The sequence below is a fragment of the Haloarcula amylovorans genome (genome assembly GCF_004681185.1).
GTDB lineage: Archaea > Halobacteriota > Halobacteria > Halobacteriales > Haloarculaceae > Haloarcula > Haloarcula amylovorans.
In genome coordinates this window covers 116,700-133,711 of sequence record NZ_SRIF01000008.1, presented here as the reverse complement: position 1 = coordinate 133,711, position 17,012 = coordinate 116,700, and the positions used below count along the sequence as shown (strand labels likewise).

At 65.6% G+C, this 17,012-nt stretch carries 23 protein-coding genes; 12 read left to right on the top strand and 11 right to left on the bottom strand.

Annotation, left to right across the window (positions count from 1 at the left end; all coding sequences use genetic code 11):
• Window positions 1-175: 175 nt before the first annotated feature.
• A complete protein-coding gene (locus E4S61_RS20585) occupies window positions 176-1,180 on the top strand; it encodes a sensor histidine kinase (RefSeq protein WP_135305808.1) in 1,005 nt (334 codons plus the stop codon).
• On the opposite strand, the gene E4S61_RS20580 is transcribed toward E4S61_RS20585, so the two are convergent.
• Both E4S61_RS20580 and E4S61_RS20575 read right to left on the bottom strand, forming a co-directional pair.
• The gene (locus E4S61_RS20580; protein ID WP_135305807.1) at window positions 1,177-1,368 is read right to left on the bottom strand and encodes a DUF7470 family protein; all 192 of its coding nucleotides are present in this window, start codon (window positions 1,366-1,368) and stop codon (window positions 1,177-1,179) included. The genes E4S61_RS20585 and E4S61_RS20580 overlap by 4 nt on opposite strands.
• 38 nt (window positions 1,369-1,406) lie before the next feature.
• Complete coding sequence (locus E4S61_RS20575) at window positions 1,407-1,820, bottom strand: SCP2 sterol-binding domain-containing protein (RefSeq protein ID WP_135305806.1); 414 nt, start codon at window positions 1,818-1,820, stop codon at window positions 1,407-1,409.
• Between the two features lie 106 nt (window positions 1,821-1,926).
• Between E4S61_RS20575 and eif1A the strand changes: the two genes are divergently transcribed.
• From eif1A to E4S61_RS20535, 8 genes are all read left to right on the top strand, one after another.
• Window positions 1,927-2,214 carry a translation initiation factor eIF-1A gene (gene eif1A, locus E4S61_RS20570; RefSeq protein ID WP_135305805.1) on the top strand — a complete coding sequence of 96 codons (288 nt, stop codon included), beginning with the start codon at window positions 1,927-1,929 and terminating at the stop codon, window positions 2,212-2,214.
• Window positions 2,215-2,256: 42 nt separating this feature from the next.
• A complete protein-coding gene (gene rio1 / locus E4S61_RS20565; protein WP_135305804.1) occupies window positions 2,257-3,195 on the top strand; it encodes a serine/threonine-protein kinase Rio1 in 939 nt (312 codons plus the stop codon).
• A gap of 70 nt (window positions 3,196-3,265) precedes the next feature.
• Complete coding sequence (locus tag E4S61_RS20560) at window positions 3,266-3,814, top strand: KH domain-containing protein (RefSeq protein ID WP_135305803.1); 549 nt, start codon at window positions 3,266-3,268, stop codon at window positions 3,812-3,814.
• A gap of 171 nt (window positions 3,815-3,985) precedes the next feature.
• Window positions 3,986-4,981, top strand: a complete 996-nt coding sequence (locus tag E4S61_RS20555) for an AAA family ATPase (protein ID WP_135305846.1) — start codon at window positions 3,986-3,988, stop codon at window positions 4,979-4,981.
• 154 nt (window positions 4,982-5,135) lie between these two features.
• A complete protein-coding gene (gene thsA / locus E4S61_RS20550) occupies window positions 5,136-6,815 on the top strand; it encodes a thermosome subunit alpha (RefSeq protein WP_135305845.1) in 1,680 nt (559 codons plus the stop codon).
• 345 nt (window positions 6,816-7,160) lie between these two features.
• The gene (locus tag E4S61_RS20545; RefSeq protein WP_135305802.1) at window positions 7,161-7,706 is read left to right on the top strand and encodes a hypothetical protein; all 546 of its coding nucleotides are present in this window, start codon (window positions 7,161-7,163) and stop codon (window positions 7,704-7,706) included.
• Window positions 7,707-7,926: 220 nt separating this feature from the next.
• Entirely contained in the window at window positions 7,927-8,232 is a 306-nt protein-coding gene (locus E4S61_RS20540) for a hypothetical protein (protein WP_135305801.1), read from the top strand.
• A gap of 88 nt (window positions 8,233-8,320) precedes the next feature.
• Entirely contained in the window at window positions 8,321-8,752 is a 432-nt protein-coding gene (locus E4S61_RS20535; RefSeq protein WP_135305800.1) for a DUF5807 family protein, read from the top strand.
• Between the two features lie 9 nt (window positions 8,753-8,761).
• Here the strand turns inward: E4S61_RS20535 and E4S61_RS20530 are convergent, their stop codons facing one another.
• From E4S61_RS20530 to E4S61_RS20515, 4 genes are all read right to left on the bottom strand, one after another.
• On the bottom strand, window positions 8,762-9,199 hold the full coding sequence (locus E4S61_RS20530) for a hypothetical protein (RefSeq protein ID WP_135305799.1): 438 nt from the start codon (window positions 9,197-9,199) through the stop codon (window positions 8,762-8,764).
• 69 nt (window positions 9,200-9,268) lie between these two features.
• Window positions 9,269-10,360 (bottom strand): DHH family phosphoesterase, encoded by a 1,092-nt coding sequence (locus tag E4S61_RS20525; RefSeq protein ID WP_135305798.1) that lies wholly within the window; start codon window positions 10,358-10,360, stop codon window positions 9,269-9,271.
• A 39-nt stretch (window positions 10,361-10,399) separates the two neighbouring features.
• On the bottom strand, window positions 10,400-11,428 hold the full coding sequence (locus tag E4S61_RS20520; RefSeq protein WP_135305797.1) for a hypothetical protein: 1,029 nt from the start codon (window positions 11,426-11,428) through the stop codon (window positions 10,400-10,402).
• A gap of 59 nt (window positions 11,429-11,487) precedes the next feature.
• Window positions 11,488-11,952, bottom strand: a complete 465-nt coding sequence (locus tag E4S61_RS20515) for a universal stress protein (protein WP_135305796.1) — start codon at window positions 11,950-11,952, stop codon at window positions 11,488-11,490.
• 115 nt (window positions 11,953-12,067) lie between these two features.
• Here E4S61_RS20515 and E4S61_RS20510 point away from each other — a divergent pair, with 115 nt between their 5' ends.
• Window positions 12,068-12,505 (top strand): universal stress protein, encoded by a 438-nt coding sequence (locus E4S61_RS20510; RefSeq protein WP_135305795.1) that lies wholly within the window; start codon window positions 12,068-12,070, stop codon window positions 12,503-12,505.
• Here the strand turns inward: E4S61_RS20510 and E4S61_RS20505 are convergent.
• Window positions 12,502-13,023, bottom strand: coding sequence for a GNAT family N-acetyltransferase (locus E4S61_RS20505; RefSeq protein ID WP_135305794.1), 522 nt, complete (start codon window positions 13,021-13,023; stop codon window positions 12,502-12,504). The genes E4S61_RS20510 and E4S61_RS20505 overlap by 4 nt on opposite strands.
• The gene (locus E4S61_RS20500) at window positions 13,020-13,391 is read right to left on the bottom strand and encodes a universal stress protein (protein ID WP_135305793.1); all 372 of its coding nucleotides are present in this window, start codon (window positions 13,389-13,391) and stop codon (window positions 13,020-13,022) included. The genes E4S61_RS20505 and E4S61_RS20500 overlap by 4 nt, the downstream gene beginning before the upstream one ends.
• A gap of 116 nt (window positions 13,392-13,507) precedes the next feature.
• Here E4S61_RS20500 and E4S61_RS20495 point away from each other — a divergent pair, with 116 nt between their 5' ends.
• The gene (locus tag E4S61_RS20495) at window positions 13,508-14,254 is read left to right on the top strand and encodes a DUF5806 family protein (protein WP_135305792.1); all 747 of its coding nucleotides are present in this window, start codon (window positions 13,508-13,510) and stop codon (window positions 14,252-14,254) included.
• Window positions 14,255-14,306: 52 nt separating this feature from the next.
• Complete coding sequence (locus E4S61_RS20490) at window positions 14,307-14,681, top strand: hypothetical protein (RefSeq protein WP_135305791.1); 375 nt, start codon at window positions 14,307-14,309, stop codon at window positions 14,679-14,681.
• A gap of 15 nt (window positions 14,682-14,696) precedes the next feature.
• On the opposite strand, the gene E4S61_RS20485 is transcribed toward E4S61_RS20490, so the two are convergent.
• From E4S61_RS20485 to E4S61_RS20475, 3 genes are all read right to left on the bottom strand, one after another.
• Window positions 14,697-14,876, bottom strand: a complete 180-nt coding sequence (locus E4S61_RS20485) for a hypothetical protein (protein ID WP_135305790.1) — start codon at window positions 14,874-14,876, stop codon at window positions 14,697-14,699.
• A gap of 69 nt (window positions 14,877-14,945) precedes the next feature.
• Window positions 14,946-16,250: a dihydroorotase gene (locus E4S61_RS20480; protein ID WP_135305789.1), complete on the bottom strand. Its 1,305-nt coding sequence runs from the start codon at window positions 16,248-16,250 to the stop codon at window positions 14,946-14,948.
• Window positions 16,251-16,319: 69 nt separating this feature from the next.
• Window positions 16,320-17,000, bottom strand: coding sequence for a lipoate--protein ligase family protein (locus E4S61_RS20475; RefSeq protein ID WP_135305788.1), 681 nt, complete (start codon window positions 16,998-17,000; stop codon window positions 16,320-16,322).
• Between the last annotated feature and the right edge of the window lie 12 nt (window positions 17,001-17,012).

The window sequence follows — 17,012 nt, the reverse complement described above, 5'->3', positions numbered from 1 at the left end:
TACCCGCGAGACAGCGAACCGTGGAGTAGTAGCGAGACTTCTCACTTCGCTCGAGCTCTCGAAGTGAAACGACAGCAGCCATCCGCATCTCGTCAGCCGACGGAACCAGCTAATAGACGTTTTCACGGGCGATGTTCGCCGAATACTTCAATATGAGTGCCAGTCTATCTCTCCTATGGCGGGGGACGGCGGTGTACTCGAACGGGCTCTAGATACGTTAGACGATGTCTTCTACGTCTACGACGCGAGCGGGCGACTGATACACTGGAACCGGCGATTGAACGAACTGTTTGGCTTGAGCGATGCGGAACTCGACGGGATGCTTCCGGCGGAATTCTTCGAGGAGGCCGACCGGCCGGCCGTCGAAGCAGCGATGACTGACATCTTCGAGACCGGCGAGACGCTCGTCGAAGCGTGGGCGGAGACGACACAGGGGCGAGTCCGCTTCGAGTTGACGGGACGGCTCCTCGCCGAGGAGGACGGATCAGTGCTGGGCTTTGCGGGGGTCGGTCGGGACGTAACCGACAGACGCGAACAGGCGTGGCACCTCGCCAAGCAGAACGAGCGCCTAGAGGAGTTTGCCGACATCCTCGCTCACGACCTGCGCAGTCCGCTGTCGGTCGCCAACGGCCATCTCGAACTGCTGCAGACGACGGGCGAGATGGACCGTCTCGACGATATCGGGGCCGCACACGAGCGGATGGAACACATCATCGAAGACGTGCGGACGGCGACCCGCGAGGGAACGCTGGCGGCCGACGTGGGGCCGGTAGACTTGGTGATCGTCGCACGCGAAGCCTGGGAGACGGTCGAAACCGACGGTGAGGCGCTCGAACTCCCGGGCGAACTGACGGCCGACGCCGACGCGTCGCGGCTCCGTCGGCTGTTCGAGAACCTGTTTCGGAACTGCGTGGACCACGGTTCGACGGAGAGCCGCCCCGTGACGGTTCGCGTCCTCACCACCGAGCGGGGATTCGCTGTCGAGGACGACGGCCCGGGTATCGACCCCGCGGACCGAGAGGGTGTCTTCGACCCCGGCATCAGCCACAGCGACGGCGGGACCGGGTTCGGTCTCTACATCGTGCGCACCATCACCGAGGCCCACGGCTGGTCGGTGACCGTGGCTGAGGGAGCCGAGGGCGGCGCGCGCTTCGAGTTCGACCTTCGCGGGGCGGCCTAGGGCATCCCGCCGCCCATCCCGAAGGAGGCCAGCAGGCTGGTGACGAGTCCGTAGACGATAAGTCCCATACCGCCGACGACCAGCGCGAGGCCGGCCGCGAGAATCAGGTTCTGCCACGCGACGAGACCGATGCCGCCGAACAGGATGACGACGCCGGCGATTCCGGCGACGCCGAGTTTGTCGAGCATACCCGTGTTGGTCCGGCGGGCGGACAAAAGCCCGTCGGTCAGTACGCGAACTCGGTATCGACGTTCTGGGCGGCAGCGACCATCTCGGTGATGGCCTCTTGTCGGCGCAGCAGCGTCATCGTGTTCCCCTCGACGTCGAAGGTCCCGTTCATGACCGACTCCGAGACGTCGAGTTCGCCTTCGAGCATCGCGACCCACGCCTCGTAGGGACCGCGCAGGGCGAAGTCGTAGTCGGCGTCCGGGTCGGCGACGGTCGCCTCGGTGCAGGTACCGTCGGCGACGGTCACGCGGAAGTTGACTGGGTCGCCGTCGTAGGTGTCGTCGGCGCGCAGCTCGAAGCGGAACGTCGCGTCGAAGTCGGCGGTGGCGGTTTCGAACCCGTCGCGGTCGTTGATACGGTCGCGCCAGGCCGTCGCCCAGTCGGCAGCGTCGGCGGGCAGCGTGTAAGTCATTGGCGGCGGTTACGGCGGCCGAACCTTGGGCCTTACCACTCGCAGCCGAGGGCGGCCACGGCAAAATCGTACAAAACTTAACCCTCCCCGGACCGAACGGGCAGACATGAGCGACAACGAAGGCCGAAAGGACCTGCGGATGCCCGACGACGACGAGGTGTTCGCCGTCGTCACGAACATGCTCGGAGCCAACCGTGTGAAGGTGCGCTGTATGGACGGGACAGAGCGTACAGCCCGGATTCCGGGCAAGATGCAAAAACGAATCTGGATCCGGGAAGACGACGTGGTACTCGTCTCGCCGTGGGACTGGCAAGACGAGAAGGCCGACATCACGTGGCGCTACGAGAAGCAGGATGCTGACCAGTTACGCGAGGAGGGACACATCCAGGAGTAGCGCCCTGATGCACCGCCCCACAGTACCGACGGAGGAGTGGCTATGAGCGACAGCGAGGCGGAGTTCGGACTGCTCGACACCGACGAGGCCGAGGGCGTCGGCGACGAGTGGGAGGAGATAGACGTTTCTGACACTGAAGCCGACCGCATCGCCCGGAAGCGGGACCGCGAGTTCAGCGAGTTCCGCAAGCGAATCAAGGACGCAGACCAGTTCAAAGTCGAGGCCAGCGTCTTCGACGACGCCACCTACGGCGCGCTGTACAAACTCGTCCAGGACGGCCACATCGACGCCTTCGGCGGCCCCATCTCCACGGGAAAGGAGGCGAACGTCTACACGGCGCTGTCCGGTGACGAGGAAGTCGCAGTGAAGGTGTATCGCATCAATGCCTCCGATTTCACCGATATGCGGGGATATCTCGACGGCGACCCGCGATTCGAGGGCATCGGCTCTGACAAGAAGAAGGTCGTCACCGCCTGGGTCCGGAAGGAATCGTCGAACCTGAAACGCGCCCGTCGAGCCGGAATCCGGACGCCGAAGCCGATTGCCGTCGAGCGAAACGTTCTCGTCATGGAGTACCTCGGCACCGAGGAAGGGCGAGCGAAACGGCTCAACGAGGTCCACATCGAGAACCCGGAGACGGCCTACGAGGTCGTCAAGGAGTACATCCGCCGCCTCTACGACGCCGGGCTCGTCCACGGCGACCTCTCTGAATACAACGTCGTCTTCCACGAGGGGCAACTGTACATCATCGACCTCGGACAGGCGGTCACGATTCACCACCCTAACGCCGAGGAGTTCCTCGAACGGGACTGTCGAAACGTCGCTAACTTCTTCGCCCGGCAGGGCGTCGACGCCACGCCCGAAGAGCTGCTGGCGTACGTCCGCGAGTATGCGACGCCGGAGGACGACGAGGATACCGCGCCGGGGAGCGACGACGACGCCGTGCCACAGGGAACGCCTGCCGACCGTGACGGGGAGTAAACCCCTGTGTTTTGGTAGCCGTTACCGCCGAAGTCTTAAACAGGCAGAGCCCCGTACCATCCAGTATATTATGAAGCACGTGAAGATTCCGCAGGACCGCATCGGTGTGCTGATCGGCGAGGGTGGTGAGACCATGCGCGAGATAGAGGAGCGCGCTGAGGTACGACTCGACATCGACTCCGAGGACGGCACGGTGAAAGTCGACACCGTCGGCGACCCCGTGACGGCGCTGAAGGGGCCGGATATCGTGAAGGCCATCGGTCGCGGGTTCGCGCCTGAGGACGCACTCGCCTTGCTCGAAGACGACATGATGCTGTTCGAACTCATCGACATCGAGGCGGCCTCCCGAAACAAGAACGACTTCCGGCGACAGAAGGGCCGACTCATCGGCGAGGGCGGTCGCACGCGCGAGCTCATGCAGGAGTTGTCCGGCGCATCGGTCGTCATCTACGGGTCGACGCTCGGTATCATCGGCGGTCCCGAGCAGGTCGACGCGGTACGAGAGGCCGCAGAGATGCTACTTGACGGCGCTCCCCACGGCTCTGTCTACTCCTTCCTCGAACGCAAGCACAACGAGATGAAGCACAAGGGACTGGAGTATCACCAGTTCTCCGGCTAACCGCCGAGCGCGACACAGCGCCATGGGAACCGCCGTTTTTCCACCAGTCTGAGCGTAACATATAACGCCGCTGACTGTCAAGGAAGGTGAAGAACGACCGTGCCAGACGACTTCGACGGCGCAGGCGGGACCGACACCGACGCCGAGAGCGGCCAGTCGGTCGGTGACGTGATGAATCGCCTGGAGCGACTCAGAAGCGAGGACGACGAGCGGTCGGCGAGCGCCTCCGAGGGCGTTCTCTTAGACCAGCTGAACGAGGTCGAACAGCGACTCTTGGCCTTCGGCGAAGCACTGGGCGGACGACCCGAGGATGTGACTGACCTCCCTTTCACCGAGGAGGCGGGACTGGACCACATGCCCGAACCGCTGTACGTCCGCCACGACACGGCGATGCTGAACCAGGTCACGTCGTGGCTGTTACAGGACCAGCACATCGGACTGGTGAGTCCCTACGGCACCGGCAAGTCGGCCTTCCGCGAGATCGTCCTGCGCGACCTCTCGAAACACGACGACTTCGTTGTCACGCATTTGGACAATCCGCGCGAGACGACGCCCCGGACACTCTATCAGACGATACTCGAAGCGGCCTACGCGGCCGGCTACTCCGTCGCGTTCGGCAACTACTCGCAGGTCCGAAACGGCATCCCCTGGGCGACGGCCGAGGCAAAAGCCGCCGTCCGCGAAGCCGTCCAGCGAATCCGAGAGCACGGAAAGACGCTCTTGCTGGTCGTCGACGAGATCGAGGTGTTGCAGGCGGACCTGCTCTCGCCGCTCCAGGTGGCCGGCGACGCCGGCGTCCGTCTCTTCCTCAGCGGCACGCCAGAGGGGAAACGCCGAGTCGCCGAGATTCGCGGGACGCTCGACTCGCGGCTTCGCTACTACGAGAGCATCGAACCCTTCAGCCCCGACGACATCGCCGAGTACGTCGCTCGCTCGTTTGCATACTTCCGAGACGAACCATACGAAGGACAAGCTCCCGACCTCTTTACGCAGGCGGCCATCGAGGACGTTCACGACCGCACCGAGGGCGTCCCCCGCGAGGTGCGCATCGAGTGTCGCGAACTGTTCACGCGCGCGGCGTTCGTCTGGTACCGCACCGGCCAGGACGTCTCGCGCATCCAGATCACGCCGGAACTGCGCCACCGCCGGTTCGGGATGAGCTACTGACAGGCGACTGACGACCGAACTCCGTATTTAAACCGCCCACGTTATACCATCACACACCGGCCGACGGCCCTCCAGCGTGGCGATGGTCTCACCGCCACCAAAAGCTTTATATAGAATCACATTCAATCATCGTCTGACTATGGCTCAACAGCAGATGGGCAACCAGCCCATGATCGTACTTTCCGAGGAGTCCCAGCGCACCTCTGGGAAGGACGCACAGTCCATGAACATCACGGCCGGGACGGCCGTGGCCGAGGCCGTTCGGACGACACTCGGCCCGAAGGGCATGGACAAGATGCTCGTCGACAACTCCGGGTCCGTCGTCGTCACGAACGACGGCGTCACCATCTTAGACGAGATGGACATCGAGCACCCGGCGGCCAACATGATCGTCGAAGTCGCCCAGACCCAGGAAGACGAGGTCGGCGACGGCACGACGACGGCCGTCGTCATCGCCGGCGAACTTCTCTCGAAGGCCGAGGAACTCCTCGACCAGGACATCCACGCCACCATCCTGGCACAGGGGTACCGCCAGGCCGCAGAGAAGGCAAAGGAGATTCTCGAAGAGAACGCCATCGAGGTCGACGCCGACGACACCGAGACGCTGGAGAAGGTCGCCGGCACCGCCATGACCGGCAAAGGCGCCGAATCCTCGAAGGACGTGCTGGCCGAACTCGTTGTCCGCGCGGCCCAGTCCGTCGCCGAGAACGACATCGTGGACACCGACAACATCCAAGTCGAGACGGTCGTCGGTGGCTCCACCGACGAGTCCGAACTCGTCGAGGGCGTCATCGTGGACAAGGAGCGCGTCCACGACAACATGCCCTTCGCCGTCGAGGACGCCGACGTCGCCCTGCTGGACACGGCCATCGAGGTCCCGGAGACGGAACTCGACACCGAGGTCAACGTCACTGATCCCGACCAGCTCCAGCAGTTCCTGGACCAGGAAGAGAAACAGCTCAAGGAGATGGTCGACAAACTCAAAGAGGCCGGTGCCGACGTCGTCTTCTGCCAGAAGGGCATCGACGACATGGCCCAGCACTACCTCGCACAGGAGGGCATCCTCGCCGTCCGCCGCGCGAAGAAGTCCGACATCGAGGCACTCTCGCGCTCGACCGGTGCGCGCATCGTCTCCAACATCGACGACATCGAGTCCGACGACCTCGGCTTTGCCGGCTCCGTCGCCCAGAAGGACATCGCCGGCGACGAGCGCATCTTCGTCGAGGACGTCGAAGACGCCAAGGCCGTCACGATGATCCTCCGCGGCGGCACCGAACACGTCGTCGACGAAGTCGAGCGCGCCATCGAGGACTCGCTCGGCGTCGTCGCCGCCACGCTGGAGGACGGCAAGGTTCTCCCCGGCGGCGGTGCCCCCGAGACCCAGCTGGCGCTGGGCCTGCGTGACTACGCCGACTCCGTCGGTGGGCGCGAGCAGCTCGCCGTTGAGGCCTTCGCCGACGCCATCGACGTCATCCCGCGCACCCTCGCGGAGAACGCGGGTCACGACCCCATCGACTCGCTCGTCGACCTGCGCAGCCAGCACGACGGCGGTGCCGTCACCTCCGGCCTCGACGCCTACTCCGGAGAAATCGTCGACATGGAGGAAGACGGTGTCGTCGAACCGCTGCGCGTGAAAACGCAGGCCATCGAGTCTGCGACCGAAGCAGCCGTCATGATCCTCCGCATCGACGACGTCATCGCCGCTGGCGACCTGAAGGGTGGCCAGGGCGACGACGACGAGGACGAAGGCGGACCCGGCGGCCCCGGCGGCGCGCCCGGCGGTATGGGCGGCGGCATGGGCGGCATGGGCGGCGGCATGGGCGGCATGATGTAAAACCACTTTTTGCAACTCCTTCGGGCGGCTTCGCCGCCCTCAGTCGTGCAAAAACGTGGGGAAAATCGTGACTTTTGCGAGCGGGCGATCCCCTCTCGCACGGGCCGAGGGACCAAAGGTCCCTCGCGGCCTCCTGTCGCGCGCCATAGGCGCGCGGTAGTCCGCTCGTCGCGGTAGAACCGGCGCGCTCCGCGCGCCGGATACTTCCCAGACTGCCTTCCGCTGAATCGTTCTCCAACTACTTTCTCTCTTTGCGGTTCGAACGACCCCGAGCGCTGGCCATCGCTCAAAGCGTGGTTTTCGCCTCGGGAGCGTTTATGCTCGCGGCGGGAGTCGCTCTCTCGTATGCGACGGCGGCGAGTGTTACAGACTGCGTGTGCGGCCGTTTCTAGTATCAGTGGCTGTGGGGGTCTCGTCGCGGACAGTGAATCGCGGGACAGCACCGCATCGCCTGCGTCGAAATCCGTCTCCGCGTATCCGTGCCCGCCGGACGGGTCGGGCCGAGACGGGTACGTCTGCTCACATACCGTGGACACGGACGCTGCGAGCGTCTACTTGCTCCCGTCGGAACCAGTAACGACTGCACCGCCATCGGACGTCCTGTTGACGCTACACAACGACTCTTCGACCGAACTGACGCTCAATCCGTTCCAGTGGACGATCCGGCGGCAGACGACGTCCGAGTGGGAAGCAGTCGAGCAGCAGTCTTCCGGGAACGGACGACTCGCCCTCTCACCCGGCGAGACGCACAGTTGGACACTCAGTGGGGTCGTGAACTTTGTCAACCGCGAGGCAACGCTCGAAACGGGGACGTACACCGCTGCAATCGACATTCCTGGCCCCGGAGGTGCGGAGTGGAAACGGTGTCTGGCGCTGCTCCGTCTCGAATGAGTCCGCTGACTCGCGTTCGAGCATTCGGACTCTCTTCCCAGTGAGTACCTCTCTCGGGAGACTGAGAACTGTTCACTCGCCACTTGGAAGACACCCTCATGCATAAAATATCAGGATTGATTCCCTACATAAAAGTATAAGTCGGCAAACGGAGTAGCAATAGTACTGCGACCGGTGTGGGTCTGTATTCTCTCTCGGTTGCGGGGAAGTTCGATAGCAAATGTGGCAAGAATATCTCATTACGGCAGTAACGCTCGTCCTGACGCTCTCTATCATTCCGACTCTGCGTGATCCCCACGCGCGGGTTCCGTTACAGACGTCCGGACTCACGACGCTCGGTCTCTTGGTGAAGGCCGTCATGTTCAGCTCGATCGGGATGCTCTCTCCGGCAATCGGTGCCGGATTCGGCTGTCTCATGTGGGGGCTGCTCGCGTACCTCCGCTCGGGCGTCCGTGAGCGGTTGTCCGGGACGAAAACGGTCACGACCGAATCGGCCGTCGCCGACTACTCGGTCGCCGACGACTGACGACGGCGACAGTCGCGTTCGCGTCCGCGCGGGCTCTCGGCCGCCCGAGAGCGCGTCACTTTTGCCTCGCGGGCGACTCTGAGCGAGCATGAGCAAGCACACGGAGTTTCTGGCGGGTGAGCGGCCCGACGACGTCCTTTTTTTCCTCCACGAGGACGCCGTCTCGAACCCCGGCGCGCTGGCCGACTACGCTGACGCCGTCGAGGACGGGCACGTTCTCGTGCTACCCGGCGACGACGGCCGGAGCGCGTTCCAGTCCGCCACCGGCATCGACCCGATGGCGCTGGCCCGCGAGGCGATGGATACCGACGGGACGGTCCACGACGACCTGACCGGCGCGGACTGCCCCGTCGCCGAGGAAGAACCCGAGGAGGACCACACGACGCGCTTCGTCTTCGCGTTCGCCGAAGAACAGAACGAGGACGTGGGCGGTCTCTACGCCGAAGGCGACGTGATTCACGCCTATGCGGTCTGTGCCTGCGGCGAACGGTACAGCGACAAGTGGGTCGCAGGGCAGTAGCCGACGGCTCTACAACAAGAACGGCTCGGCGAATCGAACGAGCAGCGCCTTCGGGAGCCCAGTAACGATACTGCCGTCGTGGGAATATTGTATCCCGACTTCGTCGCGGGTGACGCCGTGGCGGAGATGCTGGACACCGTCGAGGAGGAACCAACCACCGACAGCGACGCCGACGGCGAGTAGCCACGACGGCGGCGTCAGAACCGCGGCATAGCCCGTCGCCACGAGGACGAGGACGCCGAACAGGGCGTTGTCCGCGTAGTCGCCGATTGCGGCCTCGGCGAGATCGGTGAGCAATCGCAACACGAAGAACGCAACGGCCGCGCCAGCGGCAGAGGAGAGCGACCCGTCGAGGACGTACAGGGTGGCACCGACGACGGCGGCGGTGGAGAGTTCGCCGAGCAACGCCGCTCGGTCGGGAAGCCACGCGGGGAGGGCGGTGGACATTCGACAGTCGAGGTTCGGTCGGCGGGCGTATCAGCGTTACGCGGACGAGAAAGAGGCGTTCCGAGTTAGCTACCGTTCTGTCTCGACGCCCTCGTCGTCGTCCTTGGGTAGCCGTCGAAACGCGTCGAGTATCGCCTGCTTCGCCACCGCGCCCCGCGTCGTCCAATGGTGGGCGTAGTCCATCATGTCGTCGTAGATGTCGGGCTTACAGCCGGCGGCTTTCGGGTGCCCGCCGCCGTTGACCTGCTGGGCGACCTCGTGGGCGCGCTCGAAGTTCTCGGTGCCCCGAATCGACGCGGAGCCGGCGGGTTTGACGATGACGGCAGCGTCGGAACCACGCTCTCGGAGCGCCTCGGCGACCTCGTTCTGCGAACAGCGGCCGTAAGTGACACCGACCGTCCACTCGCCGACCTCCCGCATCTCGGCGCGTTCGACGGCCTTCTCGATGAGCGCCTCCTTCTCGATACGCTGCTCGGCGAGGAACTCCCGTACCTCCGGCGAGAGGTCCGCGCCGTGTTCGGCGACGGCGTCGATGTACTCCTCCGGCTCGGACCAGTACGAGAAGTCCGCGAGGTCGTCGCTGCGCTCGTCGTCGCGTATCCAGAGGTCGTGGTCGCGGGTGACGGCGGCGAGATCCGCCCAGCGCTCCTCGAACTCGTGGTCCAGTTCCACGAGCGCCACGTCGGCGGTACAGACCTCGTCGCTGTCGCCGACGGTTCGCTCGACGCCGGTCTCGTCGACCATCGCACCCAACTCGTCGTCCCACTGATGGTGGTCGAACCAGACCACGCGCTCGACGCGAGCGGTGAGGTCCGGGAGCGCGTCGATATCGGACTCGCTGTCGGGACAGAGATCACAGACGAAGACGGTCGCGTCGGATTCGGCGTACTCGGCGGTCCACGCGAGCGCTTCCTGCAGTTCGTGCGGGCCGGCAGGCAGCAGGGCTCCCTCGCCGTGGGCCTCACGAATCAGGGCCGTACAGGCCAGTCCGTCGGCGTCCGGATCCGCGATGACCACGACACCCGCGTCGGCGAGCGTCTCGGCGGCCTCGGCCTCGGCCTGCTCCTCCTCGAAGGTGTCGGGGAAGAAAAACCCCTCCCCGGGGAGTAGGGATTTGCGGCCGATAGAGAGACGGTCGTCGTCGATGAGCCAGTCGTCCATGCCCGTTCATGCCAGTCGCCGGCAATGAACCCCGCGGTCTCAGGGGTACCAGACCGCTTCGCCGGGCGTGTGGTGACCCCAGGTGTCGTCCGAGCGCAGCAATCGTGGGTCCCGCCAGCGAAAGCGAGCGTTAGCGAGGTACGAAAAGCGGCCCCCGAGTTCGTCGGGGACCACGCGACACCGCGAGCAAGCGGTGAATCCGTCTCGCGCGGCGTCGGTCGTGGGGGTGAACACCTGCCGGGCCTCGTCTTCCGTCGTATCGCTCTTATCAGCCACCGTCAGCGACTCCGTTGTTTTGCTTCCTGGCCCGATACGGTCCAGTCGGCTGTCGAACTCGGACGCGAGAACGACGCTGTCCGCTCGATAGCGGTCGTCGCCGTCGGCCGCATCGCCACTCCAGATAGTCGCCGACGTATCGACGTACACCGGTGTCACGTCGTCGTCGGCCGCCACGAGGACGCTGTCACGCCGGTCGAATCCGGCAACATCGTTGCGCCCCCGAATACGCGCAGTCCCGAGGCGGGTCACGTCCTCGGGCAACTCGACGTGTTCGAACGGGGCCGTACAGGACTGGGCCGGCGGCGATAGCGTCTCGCTCAGCGCCCACGGTAGGTCCCGCGGGAGCTCCGCGCCGACGACGATGTGGGTGTCCAGTCGGCCGCCTCGCGGCACCGCCGCGACGAATCTCGTCTGGGCTCCCCAGCCACTGCTGGCGAGTCCATAGCTCGCATCGAGTTCGCGACAGGCCTGCATGAGCGTCCACTGCGCGTCGGTCCCGGCGACGGCGACGGGCGTGCCGTCGGCCAGCGTCACTGCGGCTTGCTCGACGCTAGCCTCGGACGGAGCGAAGACCGCAATGTCAGCCGCCGTGGTGTCGTTAGTCCGGTCGAACTCGACGCGGTCGGGGACGGATACCTGCGAGTCGACGAAGACGGTCCGGCCGGTGAGGCCGTCGGCGGTCGGCGGCGGAGCCGTCGGCGGCTCGGTCGAGAGGGCGGTACACCCGGCGAGCGATCCGAGGCCGACCCCGGTGGCTGTGAGGAAGGCGCGGCGGGAGCGAGAGGGCATATCTCGGGGTTCGACAGCACCACCCCTGTTCGTTTCGATGGCTGAAAATCCGGTTAGAGCTATACCTGTTTGCGCTCCGGGTTCGCCTCACCCTCTAGCTGGCGAACCGTCAGGACGGGCATCTCCGCGTGTCGGACGATCTCCTCGGCGACGCTACCGAGCAAGAAGCCGTGGTCGCCGTGCCGACCCCGCGTCCCCGTCGCGACCACGTCGGCGTCGTGTTCGTCGGCGTACCGGCAGATCTCGTCGGCGGGGTCGCCCTCTCGAACGGCCGTGACGACATCGTCGTCGGCCTCGGCGGCAGCGGCTTCCCGGACGAACGAGAGCGCGCGGCCGCCGGTGGTCGCGAGGGCTCGTTCCAGTTCCTCGCGGACCTGTTCGGGCGTGGATTCGACTTCGCCGGAGTCGACGACGTACAGCGCGTGGACGGTCGCATCGAAGTGTGCGGCCAGGTCGAGTGCGGCCTCGACGGCTCGCTGGGCGCTCCCCGAACCGTCGGTCGCGATGACCACCGTTTCGAACATACTCCGGGCTACCGCGGGCACGACCAAAAAGCCGCTCCCTCGGTCGCCGGGTGAGCGCGGAAAGCGGCGCGCTGATGGGATGGCTTTTTGCCCGGGCCGGTCACAGTGACGGATGATGGACATCGACCTCGTGCTCGTGCCGGTCGACGGAAGCGACCGGGCCGAGCGAGCGGCCGAGTACGCTATCGCCATCGCCGAGCGATACAACGCCGACCTCCACCTGCTGTTCGTCGTCGACGAGCGACTCAGGCGGGATATCGACGACGGCCTCGTCGACGCCGAGTCGGTCGCCGAAGAACACCGCGCGTTCACCGGGGAGGTACGCGAGCAGTTCCGAGCGGCCGGTTACGACGGCGGCCTCGAGACTTCGACCGCGACGGCGTTCTCAGAACAGCGGCTGATGCAGACGCCGGGGGGCGTCATCCTGGACGCGGCGGAAGACGTCGGCGCGGAGTTCATCGTCGTTCCGCGCGAGGGCGGCGGCGAGGAGGCTATCGGCCGCGCCGCGCTGTACGTCCTGGAGTACGCGAGCCAGCCGGTTCTCTCGGTCTAAAGCTCGATCGCCATCTCGATCTCGAAGCTCTCGGCGTTGCTCGTCTCGAAGCCCATCTTCCGGTAGAGCGCGATGGCGGGGTCGTTCCACCGCTCGACTGTGAGCCAGACTCGCTCGATGCCCTCGACCTGTCCCTGTCCCAGGAGCGTCTCTAACAACATGGTCCCGATGCCAGCCCCCTGAAACGCCTGTAGGACGAAGATGGCGAGTTCGTGTTCGTCGTGGCGATCCGGGACGAGCGTCGCGTGCCCGACGGCCACGCCGTCGTGGCGAGCGACGACGTTGACGCAGTCGTCTTCGAGAATCGTATCGAGCCAGTTCTCGATTGCCTCCTCCTTGACCGGCGGGATCCCCTGCGCGCGGTCGGCCGGGTCGAAGTCGAGGTACATCTCGACGAGGCGCTCGCGTTCGGCTTCGTCGGCGGGAACGAGTTCGATTTCGCGGTCCTCGCCGTCGGTGACGGTCCGCGGCGGTGCGGGGAACTCGCCGGCGGGGTCGTCGGGGTACTCTCTGGTCATCGGATGAGCGTGACGGGCGTCTGTGCGTTCAACAGGACGAACTCGACGATAGAGCCGAGCTGAATCTTCCCCAGGGTCGAGCGCTCGCCGCCGCCCAACACGATGCGGTCGAACTCCTCCCTCTCGGCGATATCGATGAGTTGGCTCCCCGGCGAGTCGCCCTCGATTTGGCGTATCGACGCCGCGAAGTCGGCCTCGGTCAGCGTCGACTCGACCCGTTCCTGTATCTCGTCGGCGTTCGTATCGGCCTCTTCGTTGTCGAAGATGGCGACGGTCACCTCGTCACCCGTCTCCTTTGCGCGTTCGATCGTCTCGTCGAGTGCGTGGTAGGAGAGTTCGCTCCCTCCGACCCCGAGCAGGACGTTCATACGCGGCCACTCGGCGGCGTCGCTCAAAAATCCACCCCCACGACAGCGGCGTGTGAGACGAGGACGCGCACGCTGCGGGCGATACGCTTTTTCCGCGCGGGGACACAGAGACGCCAATGACAGAGGGTGCGCCGCCGGAGGAGAGCGACGAGACGCCGACGCGGGTCGTCACGCCCCACGAACCGGACGACGAGAACGCGGACGCCGCCAACGAGGACGGCGACGCTGCGGGTGGCGACGCCGGGGACGGCGATGTTGAGGCTGACAACGCCGAGAACACCGACGCAGCGGCGGACGAAGAGCCCGCCGAGGGGGTCGCGCCGGCCAGCGACGTCCCCGAGGACGTCCGGAAGTACGAGCGATTCAAGAAGATAGAGGGGGGCACCTACGACCGCGCCAACGAGTTCCTGCGCGAGCGGACGTACGTCACCGCCCGCGAGTGGGCCATTGCCCGCCTCTGTGCGGACTTCCGGACCGAGACCGGCGTCGAAATGACGAAAATCGGCGAGAACCTCCCCGAACTCGTCCCGTTCATGACTGATACGTACACCCCGCAGGCGGTCAATCAGGCCCGCGCGTCCTTCGAGGAAAAAGTCCGCAAGGCCGGCGCGACTTTCCTCTACGGTGCGATGTCGGACTTCTTCACCGCCGAGGAACTCGACGACGTGATGTACGAGGCAACGGAGGTGGCGAAGTTCCTCCTGGAAGTCGAGGGCGTCGACCTCGCCGTCGAAGACGAGATGGAGGCCGAGGACCGCATCTCGACGGTCATGCGGGAAGTCCGCGAGCACTCGGCGGCGCTGCGTCACGACGAAGTTTGCTGTCCGGAGTGTGGTCACGAGTTCGGCGTCGACGAGAAGTGAGTTGACCGGCGGCCTCGTCACCGTTAATTGTCGGCCGACCGAATTACGGACGATGAAGCCCCGCACGAAAGTCCTCCTCATCGACGGGTTTCTCGCGGTTCTCTGTCTCGTACAGGTGTGGCTTAACATCGACGATGGTATGTCGTGGCCGCTCGCGGCGCTGTTTACGGTCACGACTGTCCTCGCCACCTACGCCGGTGAACACGGCACAACCGACCGACTTCCGGGGTCCAAGATCACCCGGACTGTCGCGCTTATCGTGGTGTTGGGTGCTGCGATACTGATCGGTGGCTCCCTCCTCGGTCCGGACTTGATCACGTCAGTACTACTGGCGGGGCTGGCCGGTCTCGGCGTCGGCCTCCTCTGCTATCGCGCGTACTTCGGACTCGTCCGACCTGTCCCGGCAGTACGATTAGAACGAGTGTGATGGCGACAGATGTGATTAGCTGACTCCCAAGACTTTCCCGCACTGTTTGCACAGCCAGAGGTCGCGGATGTTCGCTCCGTACTGGACCCGTGGCGGGCCGTCTCCCGCCTCGTCGATTTCTATCTGCTCGACGTCCTCGTGGTCCAGTTCCTCGGTGGTCTCGGCCTCCGTGTCGCAGTTCTCACAGCGAATCATATCTGTTGGTTCGGAAACACTCTATATCATCGCGGCGCGGGTGTGCGTGTTCCACACACCTCCGCTGCGCTACTGAAGGACTTCGCCGTCGGCGTCGCGGACGTTCTCGCCCTGATGGCCGTAGAAAACGTCTTCGTCGGGGTCTCGCTCGTACACCATCGTCCCCCGAACCATCGTCCACTCGGGGAAGCACCCCACAAACCCTTCGAAGGGCGTCCACCCGCAATCGGTGTGGAGGTCCGCGCCGCGAATCTCGGTCGTCTCGGTGGTGTCGACCAACACGAGGTCGGCATCCCTGCCGGGTTCGATCGCGCCCTTCTGTGGTACGTCGAAGACTTCGGCGGGGTTGGCGGCGGTGAGGTCTCGGACGCGCTCGTAGGTCAGGTCGGTGTCGGGGTCCTGCGCTTCCGCCAACAAGAGCGGCAACACCGTCTCGACGCCCGGTACGCCCGACGGCGCATCCCAGATGTTGGTGTCCTTCTCCTCGCGGGTATGTGGCGCGTGGTCGGTCGCGATCATGTCGACCGTGCCGTCGACGACCCGTTCGTAGACGCCGCGGCGTCGCTTCTCCCGGCGCAAGGGCGGGTTCATCCGCCCGAACGTCCCCAACTCGCCGAGGTCTTTCCGTGAGAGCAGGAGGTGATGCGGTGTCACTTCGGTCGTCATCCCGGCGTCGGCGGCGATGTCGATGCCCTCCGGCGTCGAGGTGTGTGCGATGTGAATTCGAGCGTCCATCCGCTGAGCGGCCTCGCAGGCCCGTTCGACGGCTATCGCCTCCGCCTCGGCAGTACGGTAGGCACTCCACGCGTCGGCGTCGTCGCGGGCGCGGGCGTCCTCGTTGAACGAGTCGGCGTCCTCGGCGTGGACCGTGACGGTGACGCCGCTCTCCGTCGCCGCTTCGAGTGCGTCCTCGAAGAGGTCTGTCTCGATACCCATATCCCCCGTCGAATCGGCGAGGAACACCTCGCCGAGCGCGAACAGGCGTCGGCGCAGGAGGACGTTCGGAATCCAGTCGGCCGTGACGCCGCCGTTGATGCCCCAGTCGATTATCGAGTCGGCGGCGAACCCGGCCTTCTGGTCGAAGGCGTCGCCGTCGACCGTCGGCGGGTCGGTGTTGGGTTGGTCGACCACCGTCGTCACGCCGCCCGCTGCCGCGGCGCGAGAGCCGGACTCCCACGTCTCCTTGTGTGGGTAGCCGGGCTGGCGAAAGTGGACGTGGACGTCCATCATCCCGGGGAACAGGCGCTTACCCGTGGCCTCGATGGTGCGTTCGTCGTCGGGCGAGAGGTCCCGACCGACCTCGGCGATGGTCTCACCACGCACCCGGACGTCCCGTTGCCGGCCGTCCGCGAGCGTCGCGTTGCGGATGAGCATACGCCCTGTCCGTCGGGGGCGTCCCTAAGTGTCTCGGAAGGCGTCGCTGACGACCGCGACGGCGAGCGGTCACTCCACCGTCTCGCGGGCCGTCACAGTGCGGCCCGCGACGAGTTCGCGCTCGATGACGTCGACGACGGTCTCCGAATCGCCGACGCCACCTGCTCGCGCGACACTGCCCACCGACTCGGGGTCGAAGGGAACGCCGAGCGCGTCGTACACCGGGTCGAGAACGGCGGCGATGGCCGCGTGGTCTCTAACGACGACGATGCCAGCGGTGAGCGCCACGTCACTTCTGACTCGTTGGGCCAGTCCCACGAGTTTGCCGTCGGCCTGTAGCGAGTGTGTCCCGGGACAGAACGAGTCGGGTGGCTCTCCCTCGCGGGCCTCGACGCCGACCTCGGCGAGCGCACGCTGAACTGCCGCCGTCACGCGGTCGTAGCGAGCGCCGATGCTGCTGCGACCATTGGCCGTCGGCTCGGCCAGCGCGAACGCGACCGTGTTGCCGGTGTAGGCGACGGCTCGGCCGCCGACGGCTCGTTCGAGGACGGCGTATCCCCGCTCTCTGGCGACCTCACGGGCGCGGTCATACTCCTCGGCGCGGCGGTCCCGGCGACCGAAGGCGACCTGTCGGTGGGGGGTCCAGACGCGAAGCGCGGGCGTACTGTCGTCCGCGGCCCGGCCCGTCATCTCTCGGGTCAGGGCATAATCGCGTTCGTAGTCGCTCGCTCGCCCGCGGAGGAGACGCATAGCCGCCGTAGG